The 12836-nt window shown below is 67.2% G+C and carries 12 protein-coding genes; 7 read left to right on the plus strand and 5 right to left on the minus strand.

Annotated features, from left to right (window positions below; genetic code table 11):
* Positions 1–24 precede the first annotated feature (24 nt).
* Both ACLV74_RS10005 and ACLV74_RS10010 read left to right on the plus strand, forming a co-directional pair.
* Positions 25–1245, plus strand: a complete 1221-nt coding sequence (locus tag ACLV74_RS10005; RefSeq protein ID WP_411879242.1) for an MFS transporter — start codon at positions 25–27, stop codon at positions 1243–1245.
* A gap of 111 nt (positions 1246–1356) precedes the next feature.
* The gene (locus ACLV74_RS10010; protein ID WP_411879243.1) at positions 1357–2577 is read left to right on the plus strand and encodes an MFS transporter; all 1221 of its coding nucleotides are present in this window, start codon (positions 1357–1359) and stop codon (positions 2575–2577) included.
* A gap of 152 nt (positions 2578–2729) precedes the next feature.
* Here ACLV74_RS10010 and ACLV74_RS10015 read toward each other — a convergent pair whose 3' ends face one another.
* Positions 2730–5705, minus strand: coding sequence for a DNA topoisomerase III (locus ACLV74_RS10015; RefSeq protein ID WP_411879244.1), 2976 nt, complete (start codon positions 5703–5705; stop codon positions 2730–2732).
* On the minus strand, positions 5702–6223 hold the full coding sequence (locus tag ACLV74_RS10020; protein ID WP_411879245.1) for a TlpA disulfide reductase family protein: 522 nt from the start codon (positions 6221–6223) through the stop codon (positions 5702–5704). The genes ACLV74_RS10015 and ACLV74_RS10020 overlap by 4 nt, the downstream gene beginning before the upstream one ends.
* Positions 6224–6322: 99 nt before the next feature.
* Here ACLV74_RS10020 and ACLV74_RS10025 point away from each other — a divergent pair, with 99 nt between their 5' ends.
* The 3 genes from ACLV74_RS10025 to ACLV74_RS10035 all read left to right on the plus strand — a co-directional run bounded on the left by ACLV74_RS10025 (position 6323) and on the right by ACLV74_RS10035 (position 8627).
* Positions 6323–7012, plus strand: coding sequence for an SET domain-containing protein (locus ACLV74_RS10025; RefSeq protein ID WP_411879246.1), 690 nt, complete (start codon positions 6323–6325; stop codon positions 7010–7012).
* A 65-nt stretch (positions 7013–7077) separates the two neighbouring features.
* Entirely contained in the window at positions 7078–7965 is an 888-nt protein-coding gene (locus ACLV74_RS10030; protein ID WP_411879247.1) for a biotin--[acetyl-CoA-carboxylase] ligase, read from the plus strand.
* A complete protein-coding gene (locus tag ACLV74_RS10035; RefSeq protein ID WP_411879248.1) occupies positions 7959–8627 on the plus strand; it encodes an SPOR domain-containing protein in 669 nt (222 codons plus the stop codon). Before ACLV74_RS10030 ends, ACLV74_RS10035 begins: the two co-directional genes overlap by 7 nt.
* A 218-nt stretch (positions 8628–8845) precedes the next feature.
* On the opposite strand, the gene ypfH is transcribed toward ACLV74_RS10035, so the two are convergent.
* From ypfH to ACLV74_RS10050, 3 genes are all read right to left on the minus strand, one after another.
* The gene (gene ypfH / locus ACLV74_RS10040; RefSeq protein WP_411879249.1) at positions 8846–9493 is read right to left on the minus strand and encodes an esterase; all 648 of its coding nucleotides are present in this window, start codon (positions 9491–9493) and stop codon (positions 8846–8848) included.
* 95 nt (positions 9494–9588) lie between these two features.
* Entirely contained in the window at positions 9589–10518 is a 930-nt protein-coding gene (locus tag ACLV74_RS10045; RefSeq protein WP_411879250.1) for an NAD(P)/FAD-dependent oxidoreductase, read from the minus strand.
* Positions 10508–10984 carry an Rrf2 family transcriptional regulator gene (locus ACLV74_RS10050; protein ID WP_411879251.1) on the minus strand — a complete coding sequence of 159 codons (477 nt, stop codon included), beginning with the start codon at positions 10982–10984 and terminating at the stop codon, positions 10508–10510. The genes ACLV74_RS10045 and ACLV74_RS10050 overlap by 11 nt, the downstream gene beginning before the upstream one ends.
* Before the next feature lie 177 nt (positions 10985–11161).
* Here ACLV74_RS10050 and ACLV74_RS10055 point away from each other — a divergent pair, with 177 nt between their 5' ends.
* Complete coding sequence (locus ACLV74_RS10055) at positions 11162–11638, plus strand: FKBP-type peptidyl-prolyl cis-trans isomerase (RefSeq protein ID WP_411879252.1); 477 nt, start codon at positions 11162–11164, stop codon at positions 11636–11638.
* A gap of 191 nt (positions 11639–11829) precedes the next feature.
* Positions 11830–12228, plus strand: coding sequence for a response regulator (locus ACLV74_RS10060; RefSeq protein WP_411879253.1), 399 nt, complete (start codon positions 11830–11832; stop codon positions 12226–12228).
* The last annotated feature ends 608 nt before the right edge of the window (positions 12229–12836 follow it).

Below are 12836 nucleotides of genomic sequence, written 5' to 3' on the forward strand. Positions count from 1 at the left end.
AATGTTTTCCCTGACTGAGCGCCCATGCAAGTCCCGCTTCCCATTCCTTTCCAGCGCCTGGCCTGGTCCAACCTCGCCGCCCAGTCGGCCGAACAACTGAGCCTGGCGGCCGTGCCGCTGGTCGCGGTGCTGGTGCTGGGCGCAGGGCCCGGCGAGATCGGCCTGCTGGCGGCGCTGCAGACCCTGCCGTTCCTGCTGCTGGCGATTCCCCTGGGCTTGCTGGCCGACCGCGTCTCGCGCTGCCGCCTGATGGTGGCGGCCGAGACGCTGCGCGCGCTGTCCTTGCTGGCGCTGCTGGTGATGGTGCTGACCGGCCAGCTGTCGATCGCGGGGCTGGCGCTGCTGGGGTTTATCGGCGCCGTGGGCACCGTGTGCTTCAGCGTGGCCGCCCCCGCGCTGGTGCCGGCCATCGTGCCGCGCACGCTGCTGGCGCGCGCCAACGGCCGGCTGGAACTGGCGCGCAGCATGGCCTTCGCGGCCGGGCCGGCGGTCGCCGGGGCGCTGGTGGCCTGGGCCGGTGCGCCGGCCGCCTTTGTGCTGGCGGCGGTGCTGTCCGCCTCGGCCGCGGGCCTGCTGTTCAGCCTGCGCGAGCCGGCCCGCGCGCCGGCCGTGGGCCGCCATGCCCTGCTGGAGATCCGCGACGGCGCGCAGTTTGTCTGGCGCCAGCCGTATTTGCGCCCCATGGTGCTCGCCGGCATCGTCTGGAACATCGCCTGGTTTGTGCTGCAGGCGGCCTATGTGCCTTATGCGGTGCGTGTACTGGGCCTGACGGCGCAGAGCGTGGGCATCACCCTGGGCGCTTACGGCGCGGGCATGGTGCTGGGCGCTTTGCTGTCGCAGCGCATTGTGGCGGCCATGCCTTTCGGCCGCGCCATCCAGCTCGGCCCGGCCGTGTCGGTGCTGGCCGCCGCGACCATGGTGGCCACCTTGTTTGTGCCCAGCGGCGTTCTCGCGGGCCTGTCGTTTTTCCTGTTCGGCGTCGGGCCCATCGTCTGGACCATCACCTCCACCACCTTGCGCCAAAGCATCACGCCCCACGCCATGCTGGGCCGCGTCTCGGCCGTGTTCCTGGCCGTCAACGCCGGTGCGCGCCCGGTAGGCGCGGCGCTGGGCGGGCTGGTGGGCGCGTGGTGGGGCGAAGCCGCCTGCCTGTGGCTGGCGCTGGCCGGCTTTGCCTTGCAGGCGGTGGTGATTTTCGGCTCGCAACTGCACGCGCTGCGGCGGCTGCCCGAGCCGGCGGCCTGATCGGTCAGTGCTGATGGGACGGCACCCTCGGCACCACGGTCACGCGGCCGGCTGCCGACCACTACACCGGTGACCGGCGCGCCGGGTAGCATAGGCGTTTTCCCAACCGCGATGCACGCCCCACTTCCCGTCCTCTTCAAACGCCTGGCCTGGGCCAACCTCGCAGCCCAATCGGCCGAACAGCTGAGCCTTGCGGCAGTGCCGCTGGTAGCGGTGCTGATGTTGGGCGCCGGCCCGGGTGAAGTCGGCCTGCTGGCCGCGCTGCAGACCCTGCCATTCCTGTTGCTGGCCATCCCGCTGGGCCTGCTGGCCGACCGCGTCTCGCGCAGCCGCCTGATGGTGGCGGCCGAATGCCTGCGCGCGCTGTCTTTGCTAGGGCTGCTGGCGATGGTGCTGTCGGGCTACCTGTCGATTCCCGGGCTGGCATTGCTGGGCCTTGCCGGCGCGGTGGGCACCGTCTGTTTCAGCGTGACGGCGCCGGCGCTGGTGCCCGCCATCGTGCCGCGCACGCTGCTGGCGCGCGCCAACGGCCGGCTGGAACTGGCCCGCAGCATGGCCTACGCGGGCGGGCCGGCGCTGGCTGGCGCGCTGGTCGCCTGGGCCGGCGCGCCGGCCGCGTTTGTGCTGGCCGCCCTGCTGTCGGCTTCGGCCGTGAGCCTCTTGCTGCGCCTGGCCGAGCCTGCGCGCACGCCGGCCACAAGGCGGCATCCCCTGCTGGAGGTTCGCGACGGCGCACAATTTATCTGGCGCCACCCCTTCCTGCGCACCATGATCCTCGCGGGCATGATCTCGAACATCTCCTGGTTTGTGCTGCAGGCGGCCTATGTGCCCTATGCGGTCCGCGTGCTGGGCCTGACGGCGCAGGGCGTCGGCCTCACGCTGGGCTGCTATGGCGCGGGCATGGTGGTGGGCTCGCTGCTGGCGCCGCGCGTGGTGGCGGCCCTGCCCTTCGGCCGGGCCATGCAGGTCGGCCCGGCCAGCTCGCTGCTGGCCGCCCTGAGCTTGGTGGCCACGCTGGCCGTACCCAGCGGCGTGCTGGCAGCCACGGCTTTTTTCTTGTTTGGCGCCGGCCCCATTGTCTGGAGCATTACCTCCGCCACCTTGCGCCAGAGCGTGACACCCCACGCCGTGCTGGGCCGCATTTCGGCCGTGTTCCTGACCGCCAACGCAGGCTCGCGCCCGATTGGAGCGGCACTGGGCGGCCTTGTCGGAGCCTGGTGGGGCGAAGCCGCTTGCCTTTGGCTGTCCCTGGGCGGTTTTGCGTTGCTGGCCTGCGTGGTCTTCAGCTCGCAACTGCACGCGCTGCGGCGGTTGCCCGAGCCGGCGGCCTGAAAGACCACCGGCTCGCCGATTTAAGAGCCGCTCACAAAACCCAGCGAAGCGGTCCTGGCTAGGCGCGCCGCCGCAGACAGTGCCAAGGGCCTGTCAGCTCTGGCACGGCAAGGCCGCTGCAACAACGCCAGGAGGGGGTTTTTGAGTGGCTCTTATTCGGCTGTGAGGTGCTTGCCGACAATGCCGGCCAGCTCAAACATCGTGACCTGAGGCTTGCCGAACACGGCCAGCAGCTTGGCGTCGGCGTTGATGGCGCGCTTGTTGGCCGCGTCCTGCAGGCCTTCGGCCTTGATGTAGTCCCAGAGCTTTTTGATGACCTGGGTGCGCGCCACCGGCTCGGCGCCTATCACCGCGGCCAGCGCGGCGCTGGGCTTGAGGCCGGCGCCCGGCTTGGCAACGCGCGGCGTCTTGGGCTTGGCGGTTTTGGCGGCGGGTGCTTTTTTGGCGGCGACTTTTTTCGCCGCTACCTTTTTCGCCGCCGGCGTGGCGCCCTTGGCCGCCACCGTCTTGCCGAAAGGCGTTTTCACCGTGCCGGTCTTGGCGGCCGCCGGTTTGCGCGGCGGGAACTTGGACGGCGCGAATTCAAAATTCACCTTGTCGGCTTCCTTGTCCCAGGCCAGCATGGCCTTGAAGGGGCGGCGCGTGCGCATGGAAACAAACTTGTCGAGCAAATCGGTCTTGCCGGTTTCCAGCAGCTTGTGCATCTGCTCGCGCTCGATCGGCTGCTGCAATATCACCTGGCCGGTCTTGAAGGTGCAGCTCGGCGTGGGCTGGGCCAGCGTGGGCACCGACTTCTCGCAAACGTAGTTCTTGCCGAGCTCGAACACGCGCGCGGCGCAGCGCGGGCAGGGGCCCAGCGACTGCTGCTCGCCGAAGTCGACGATCTCGCCGGTCTCGCCGTTCTTGTCGTCGCCGAAATCGAATTCGAGCTTGTAGTTCTTCGTCTCTTCGTCGAACTTGATCACCATCTCGGCGGTGAAAGGCCAGCCGGCCTTGGAGCGGAAACCGTCCAGCGGGCCGATTTTTTTGTCGCGCAGGAACTGCTCGACCTCGGCCACTTCAAAGGTGCGGCCGGCCGGCGTCTTGCCGAAGCTGAAGCCGCAGCCGTCGTCGCCGTGCTTGCCGGTGCAGGTGTAGCGCCGGTAGTTTTCCTTCATGATGCCGCCGCAATTGGGGCAGGGCGCCGACAGCGTGGCGTAGTCGCCGGGAATCGTGTCCTTGTCATAGCCCTTGGCCTTGTTGACGAGGTTTTCCGTCATGGCGGCGATCTCGGCCATGAAGGTCTCGCGGCTCAGCTGGCCGTGCTCCATCTGCGCAAGCTTGTGTTCCCACTCGCCGGTCAGCTCGGCCTTGGAGAGTTCTTCCACACCCAGGCCGCGCAGCAGCGTCGTGAGCTGGAAGGCCTTGGCCGTGGGGATCAGCTCGCGGCCTTCGCGCAGCATGTATTTCTCGGCGATCAGGCCTTCAATCGTGGCGGCGCGCGTGGCCGGCGTGCCCAGGCCTTTTTCCTGCATGGCTTCGCGCAGCTCGTCGTCGTCGATGGTCTTGCCGGCGCCTTCCATCGCGCCCAGCAGCGTGGCTTCCGAGTAACGGGCGGGCGGGCGGGTCTTCAGGCCCTTGGCCTCGACCGTTTCGGCGCGCACCATCTCGCCGGGCTTGACCGGCACCAGGCTCTGGCCCTTGTCGCCGTCCTTGGCGTCGGCCACTTCGTCGGCGGCTTCCTTGCCGTAGATCGCGAGCCAGCCCGGCTTGACCAGCACCTTGCCCTCGGTCTTGAAACTATGGCCGACGGCCTGCGAAATACGGGTCGTGACCAGGTATTCGGCGCTCGGGAAGAACACCGCCATGAAGCGGCGCACCACCAGGTCGTAGAGTTTCTGTTCGGCTTCGCTCAGGCCGCTGGGCGCCTGCAGCGTGGGGATGATGGCAAAGTGGTCGCTCACCTTGGCGTTGTCGAAGATGCGCTTGCTGGGCTTGATGTAGTTGCCCTTGATCGCCGTGGCCGCGTGCGGCGCCAGGTGTTTCATGCCGCTGGCGGCCAGCATTTCAAAGGTCTGCTTGACCACCGGCACATAGTCTTCGGGCAAGGCGCGTGAATCGGTACGCGGGTAGGTCAGCGCCTTGTGGCGTTCATACAGGCTTTGCGCGATGGACAGCGTGGTCTTGGCCGAGAAGCCGAACTTGCCGTTGGCTTCGCGCTGCAAGGAGGTCAAGTCGAACAACAGGCCGGCCGCCTGCGTGGTGGGCTTGCTTTCTTCCGTCACCGTGGCGGCCTTGCCGCGCACGGCCTCGGCGATCGCCAGCGCCTCGCGCTCGGACCAGACGCGGTCGGCCCTCAGCTCGGGGTCGGGCTCGGCGCCTTCGCCGTTCGCGGCATTGGCCGCGGCTTTTTTCCATTTCGGGTCGAACCACTTGGCCGGGTATTCACCAGCCTCGGCCAGGAAGCTCGCGTGGATTTCCCAGTAGTCGCGGCTCACGAACTTGCGGATTTTTTCCTCGCGCTCGACCACCACCGACAGCGTCGGCGTCTGCACGCGGCCCACGGTGGTCAAAAAGAAACCGCCGTCGCGCGAGTTGAAGGCCGTCATGGCCCGGGTGCCGTTGATGCCGACCATCCAGTCGGCTTCCGAGCGCGAACGCGCCGCGTCGGCCAGGCCCTGCATCTGCTTTTCGCTGCGCAGGCTGTCAAAGCCCTCGCGGATCGCGGCCGGCGTCATGGACTGCAGCCACAGGCGCTTGACCGGCAGCTTGCTGCCCGCGTACTGCTGGATCAGCCGGAAGATCAGCTCGCCTTCGCGGCCCGCGTCACAGGCGTTGACGAGGGCGCTTACGTCCTTGCGTTTGGTCAGCTTGACGATGGCATTGAGCCGCGTCTTGGTCTTGTCCATCGGCTTGAGGTCGAAGTAGGGCGGAATGACCGGCAGGTTGGCAAAACTCCATTTGCCGCGCTTGACGTCAAATTCCTCGGGCGCCTGGATCTCGACCAGGTGGCCCACGGCCGAGGTGACCAGCCACTCGTCGCTCTCGAAGTACTCGTCGTGCTTTTCAAATTTGCCCGCCGTGGGCGTGATCGCTCGCACAATGTCTTGTGCGACCGAGGGTTTTTCTGCAATCACCAGGGTTTTCATAAGTACTTCTTCAAACCTTCAACATCTTCGGGGAACATTTCCCCGCTTTCCGCAAATACAACCTGGCCGTCACGGCCGTCCGCCGACACCTTGAGCACCACCACCACCGGCAGTCCCACGGGCTTGGGCAGGCGTTTGGCCACCTCCGGCGTCAGCATCCCGGCGGGGAAACTGTAATTCTTCGTCTTCATATAGGCGGCTGCCGCGGCCGGCTGCTTGTCGATGGACAGCGCCAGCACCTCCAGCCCCTGGGCTTTCCGGGCCCGCCACAAGGCTTCTATATGGGGCGACTGTACGGCGCAAAAAGGGCACCAGCTGGCCCACCAGTACACCACAAGCGTCTTTCCGGCCATATCGGACGGCTTCCAGGCGCTGCCGTCCAGCAGCGCCACAGGCGGCAACACCAGGGTGCTGCCGAGCTTGGGCAAGGGGCTTTCGCCGCCCTTGGCCCACGCCGGCAGGCCCAGCCCGGCGACGAGGGCCGCGGCGGTCTGTATCAGGTCTCGGCGCTTGAACATAAAGGGGTCTCCAGGGGGTGCATCGCGATGCGTCACTACAATAGCGGCTTCTCGCGCATGTACGCGCGCGGGTGCGCACGCATGCGCACGCACGCGCACATGCATGAATTAACCATACCAAAAAAATACGTCGTGTCAAAAACCCAGGCTTCCGCGCCCCTCGCGCCGCATTCTTCCCAGCCCTCCGCAACGGCGCCCGCCACCGACGGCCGGCGCATCCAGACGCGGCGCTCCGGCGTGCACGGCAAGGGCGTCTTCGCCGTGCAGGACCTGGCCGAAGGCGAGACCCTGATCGAATACATCGGCGAGATCATCAACTGGAAAGAAGCGCTGCGCCGCCACCCGCACGACCCCAAGGACCCGAACCACACCTTCTACTTCCACATCGACGAAGAGCATGTGATCGACGCCAAGCACGGCGGCAACTCCTCCCGCTGGATCAACCACAGCTGCAAGCCCAACTGCGAAGCCGATGAAGAGGGCGGCCGCGTCTTTATCAAGGCACTGCGCAACATCAAGGCCGGCGAAGAGCTGTTCTACGACTACGGCCTGATCATCGACGCGCCCTACACCAAGAAGCTGCTGGCCGAATACCCCTGCTGGTGCGGCGCGAAAAACTGCCGCGGCACGCTGCTGGCGCCCAAGGACGACGACAAGAAATCCAGGGGCAAGAAGAAGGCCGGCAAGAAAGCCGACAAAAAGGCCGAAGCCAAGGCTGACAAAAAGAAGGCTGAAAAGAAGGCCGCTCAAAAAGCCGACAAAAAGCCCAAGAAGAAAAAGAAGGACTGAGGCGGTCTTTCACCTGCCCCTTGGCCCGCCCTGTTGGCGGCCAGGCCACAGGCCCTGAGCTTTTCATGAGCAATTCCCCATCCACCCCCATCCGGTGGCCCGCCGAGGCCCTCTGGGAAGCCTTGGCGCCCCTGTTGCCGGGCTTTACGGTGGAGGTCCTGCCCGAGATCGACTCCACCAACACCGAACTGATGCGGCGCTTCCGAGGCAGCCCCACGGTGGAGCCCCGGCCCGAGCCCCTGCTGCTGGTGGCCGAGCAGCAGACGGCCGGGCGCGGCCGGCTCGGCCGCCAGTGGCAGAGCCGGCGCGGCGACAGCCTGACCTTTTCGCTCGGCCTGCCGCTGGCGCCCGCCGACTGGTCGGGCCTGTCGCTGGTGACCGGCATCAGCGTGGCGGAAAGCCTGGAGCCCTTCAGGTCTTCCCAGCCCTCCCAGACCGGCAAACCCCGCATAGGCCTCAAATGGCCCAACGACCTCTGGCTGTCCACCCCGCAGGGCGAGCGCAAGCTGGCCGGCATCCTGGTCGAGACCGCCAGCTGGGAAGGCGTGCGCTACGTGGTCATCGGCATAGGCATCAACATCCGCGCGGTGGCGCTGGACCCCGCCGCGCCGGCACCAGCCGTGCCCGGCATTCCGCCCGGCAGCCTGCAGGACCTGCTGCCCGGGCTCGACGCGCCGGCCGTGCTGCTGCGCATCATCCCGCCGCTGGTGCAGGCGGTGCAGGCGTTTGAGCGCTTCGGCTTCGCGCCCTTCCAGGCGCGTTTCGCGGCGCGCGACGTGCTGGCCGGCAAGGCGGTGCAGCTGTCCGACGGCACCACCGGCACGGCGCACGGCGCGGGCGAAAACGGCGCGCTGCTGGTGCATACTGCGGCTGGCATGAAAGAAATCACCAGCTCCGAAGTCAGCGTGCGGCCCGTGGCGGCGGCGTCAGCGCAAGGCGCGCGCCCATGCTGAGGCTGCTGGCGCTGGTACTGCTGCTGGCCAACGCCGGCTACTTCGCCTGGACGCACGGCCTGCTGGCCGACTACGGTTATGCCCCGGCCGCCCAAGCCGAGCCGCAGCGCCTCGCGCAACAGATTCGCCCCCAGGCCATGCAGCTGCTGACGGCCGCCGACGCGCGCCAGCTGGAAAGCGCCGCCACACCCCCAGCCGTGGCGCCACCCGCCCCCGAATGCCTGCAGGCCGGCCTCTTCACCCCCGAACAAAGCACCGCCCTGCGCACCGGCCTGGAAAGCACGCTGCCCGTCGGCAGCTGGACGCTGGAAAGCGCTGTGGAGCCGGGCCGCTGGATCGTCTACATGGGCAAATACACCAGCGAAGACGCCCTCGCCAAAAAGCGCGCGGAACTGCGTAGCCTGGGCGTGTCCTTTGAGGCCCTGGCCAATCCCGCGCTGGCGCCCGGCCTGTCGCTGGGCCACTACGGCTCGCAGGCCGAGGCCGAACGCGAACTGGCCAAAGCCGCCACGCGCGGCGTGCGCACCGCCAAGGTGGTGCAGGAGCGGCCCGAGACGCGCGGCCAGCTGCTCAAGCTGCCGGCGGCCGATGCGGCGATCAAGGCAAAACTCGACGCACTCAAGCTCCAGTTAGCGGGCAAACCACTCCAGGCTTGCGGATAAAAGCCCCCACGGTCGCTCACTGCGTGTAGCTTCCTGCCCCCCGAGGGGGCCGCTGCGCCTGCGGGCCGGCAAAGCCGGTTCCGCGGCTCGTGCTGGGTTGAAGAATTCTTTGGGCACTATCAGCGGGGGCCGCGGGACTGGCTTTGCCAGCCCGCAGGCGCCGCCCCCTTGAGGGGGGAACAGGCTACACGCAGTGAGCCTGGACGGGGTGAGCGCCGCTAGACAGCTTTCCAGGCCCGCAGCGGGACACAGGTCTGCAGCCGGGTCACGGCCTGGTCCATCAGCGCCGGATGCAGCTCATGGCCCAGTGAACGGGCCACGTCCAGCGTCGCGTCGGCGCCCAACTCCATCAGGTGGTCAAAATCACTGCGCGTGCGCGCCAGCGGAACCACCTCGTCGTTTTGCCCGTGCAGCAGGTGCAGGGTGGTCAGCGTGGGCGCGCGGGCCGGCCACACCTGGTAGCCGCCGCCAAAGGACAGCAACCGGCCCGCCAGGCCGTCATGCGCATCGCTGAAGGCCAGCGCCAGGCTGGCGCCCGCGCCGAAGCCGGCCAGCGCGGTGTCCGACTGCAGGATCTCGAAACGCTGCTGCTGCGCGCGCACAAAGGCAGCGAGCGCCCCCACGCGCGCGGCCAGGGCCGCCGCATCGTCCAGCCCGGCCGCGGCGGCGCCCGCCGCGTCGGCATGCGGGCCGCTCAGGCCCTCGGGAATCAGCACGGCGGCTTCGGGGAAGGCCCCGCCCAGCAGGTTGCCCAGCTCCAGCATGTCGGTGGCCGCACCGCCCGCGTCGTGCAGCAGCACAAACAGCTGGCGGGGCGAACCGTTGACGGGCAGTAGCTCAATGGTTTCAGTCTCGGGCGGTTTCATGGGCTGGCGTCTGCAAAAAATGGACAAGTTGAAAGAGGCAATTGAGGGCTTTCCGGCCTCTTTCAACCACTTTAACCAGCCGGCGGCCCTTCTGTTTACGCCGCGGCAGCTTCTCCGCTTTGCGCGTCTTCCGTGATCAACGAGGAATGCAGCCTGACGCCGGCGGCCACGCCACTGGCCGTGGCGAAGGTGATGCTGTGCGGCACGCGTGCCATGTCGCCGGCCGCATACACGCCGGCCACGCTGGTCGTGCCCCAGGCATCGATGCGCACGATAGGGCCAAAGGGCGAGTCGTCAAACGCGCAGCCCAGCGCTTCAGCCAGCGGGCTGGCCATGCGCACCTGCGTGCCCACCAGCAAGGCCTTGATCGCCACACGCCGGCCGTCCTGCAGCAGTACACCGTCCAGCGCGGGCGCCGCGCCCTCCAGCTCGGCAACGGGAGTTGGCTCGACCCTGACCTTGCGCGCAGCCAGCAGCCCATGCTCTTCAGGCGACACCTCGACCACACCTTGCGTAAACAGCGTCACATCGCCCCAGTCGGCAAACATCTGCGCCTGGTGAACCGACATGGGGCCGGTGCCCAGCACGCCGACGGCGCCGCCACCGATTTCATAGCCGTGGCAATACGGGCAATGCACCACCGTCTTGCCCCAGCGCGCCTTCAGGCCGGGTATGCCGGGCAATACGTCCGACACGCCGGTGGCAAGCAGCAGGCGGCGGCCTGTGAACCAGCGCAGGCCCTCTTCGGCCTCCACGACAAAGCCCGCCTCACCCGTTTGAACACGGCTCACGCGGCCACTGAAAACTTTGGCCGTGGGGTAAGCCAGCAACTGCTGCCGCGCCTCGGCCAGCAGTTGTGAGCCCGGCTTGCCGTCATGCCCGAGCACGCCGTGGGACTCCGACGCAAAGCGGTTGCGCGGCAGGCCCGCGTCGATCACCAGCACCTTCCGCCTGGCGCGCGCCAGTTGCAGCGCGGCCGACAAGCCGGCAAAGCTGCCGCCCACAATGATCGCGTCATGCAGCATGAGAAGCCTCCGGAGGCAGGGCGTTGGGATGGTGTGCAGCGTGCGCGGCCATGGCGCCGTTGAAGTCGGCAGACAAATCGGCCAGCGTGACCTCACCCAGGCGTTTGGCCAGCAGCGCCTCAGCTTCGCGCAGGCTGCCGGCCAGGGCGCGCTGCACCGACTGCTCGATGACGCAGCCGTCTGCGTGCGGGCTGCCGTCGCCGGCAGGCGCTTCTTCGGCGCCCACGGCCATCTGCACATCCAGCAGCGTGACGGACGCCAGGTCCCGCGCCAGCACCCAGCCGCCGCCGTGGCCACGCTCCGACACCACAAAGCCTGCCTCGCGCAGGCCCGCCATGGTGCGCCGCACCACCACCGGGTGGGTGCGCAGGCAGGCCGCCAGCTCGTCCGATGTCATCGGCCCCCGGCGGTGGGCCATGTGCAGCAGGGCGTGCAAAACGGCTGAAAGCCGGCCTTTTGATTTCATGTAACTTATCATGTTGCATGATTCTACGGATGCCGCCGGCCAGCGCCCGCGTGACGGGCCAAATCCCCCCACGCGGCGCGGGGCCAATGCGGCTTGCCGGGCCCGCTTGCGGACGGCTTTGCCCGGCTGGGCGAAAATCAGCGCTTTTACGCATCCCGGACCACCCGGAAAAACACCATGAAAATCGGAAAAGACACCGCCGTCACCCTCAGCTACAAGGTGGCGGACGCCCAGGGCAAGCTGGTCGAACAAAGCAGCGCGCCCATGGTCTACCTGCACGGCGGCTACGGCAACACCCTGCCCAAGATCGAAGAGGCGCTGGACGGCCAGGAGCCGGGCTTCCAGACCGTGCTGGCGCTGGAGCCGCAGGACGCCTTCGGCATGCGCGACGAAAGCCTGGTGCAAACCATCCCGCGCACGCAGTTCCCGCCCGGGGTCAAGGTCGGCGGCCAGCTTGAAGGCCGCGGCGCGGACGGCCGCCAGCACGTCTTCAACGTCGTGAAGATCAAGGGCGACACCGTCCTGCTGGACGGCAACCACCCGCTGGCCGGCAAGGCCCTGCGCTTTACCCTGAAGGTCACCGACGTGCGCGCTGCGTCGGAAGAGGAAATCTCCCATCGCCACGTTCACGGCGAGCACGGCCACCACCACTGAGCGCCGCCAGGCAACCGGCTGGCGGCCGGTTGCCACCCTGTTAGCGCTTTTTAACCCGGCTTACCCGAAGTTACGGCTTTGGCGCGGCCCCTGCCCTAAAGTGGGATTGAGCCTACGCACCCCGATGACGCCCGACGACAGGCCGGCCCGCGGACGCGGGCTAAGGTCGCTGATTCACTTCGGGGAGTTTCATGGTCATCAACGCGTTTCTTGTCGAAGACAAGCCTGACATACGCAAAACCCTGGTCGAGGCCATGGAAGAAATCGCCCCGCTGCGCTTTGTCGGCCATGCCGATTCCGAAACCGGCGCGCGCCTGTGGCTGCACGACCATGAAGACTGGGACCTGGCCATCGTCGACCTGTTCCTCGCAGAAGGCTCGGGCTTCGGCGTGCTCAAGGACTGCCAGCAGCGCAAGCCCGGCCAGAAAGTGGTGGTGCTGACCAGCCATAGCCAGGAGAACATCCTGCATCGCTGCCGCGAGTTGGGGGCGGATGAGGTGTTCGACAAATCAGAGGATGTGGAGAAACTGGTGCTGTTTTGCCAGCAGCACGCGAGCAGTCTGGATGGGGTGCTGCCACCACCACAGTAGGTGCCGGTCTTGCTCCGGCTTTGCGCTCTTTGCTGAGGGCGGCTGGCCGGGTCTCGCCCCGGCGGGCGACTTACTTTCTTTTGCTTCGCCAAAAGAACGTAAGCAAAAAAAGGCGACCCTGGTTGCTGCGTCCCCTGCGCTTCGCTCCGGGGCAACCTGCGGTGCTCGAGCCAAGCGGGGTCTGGCTAAACTCGCTTCGCTCAGACAACGCCAGCCCTGATCCGCTTGTCTCTGCGCTCCTCGGCGCATCCACAAGGGGCAATCGGGATCGGGAACCGAATACCGAAATACCAAGAAGACAAATACAAACAAGGACTCGCCATGGCGAGTCCTTGTGGTTTTCTGTATTCGGGTTCTGCATTCGGCTGTTGGCTGTTCGGTATTCCTGTCCCCACCCCTTGTGGATGCGCCGAGGAGCGGAGGGCCAGACGGATCAGGGCAAAAACTTGTTTGAGCCGCAGGCGAGTTGTTTTTGACCCCGGCTGGACCGAGCACCGCAGGTTGCCCCGGAGCGAAGCGCAGGGGACGCAGCAACCAGGGTCGCCTTTTTTTGCTTACTTTTTTTGGCGAAGCAAAAAAAGTGAGTCGCATGCCGGGCGACCCCGGCC

The organism is Polaromonas sp. YR568 (genome assembly GCF_943369415.1).
Taxonomy (GTDB): domain Bacteria; phylum Pseudomonadota; class Gammaproteobacteria; order Burkholderiales; family Burkholderiaceae_C; genus Polaromonas.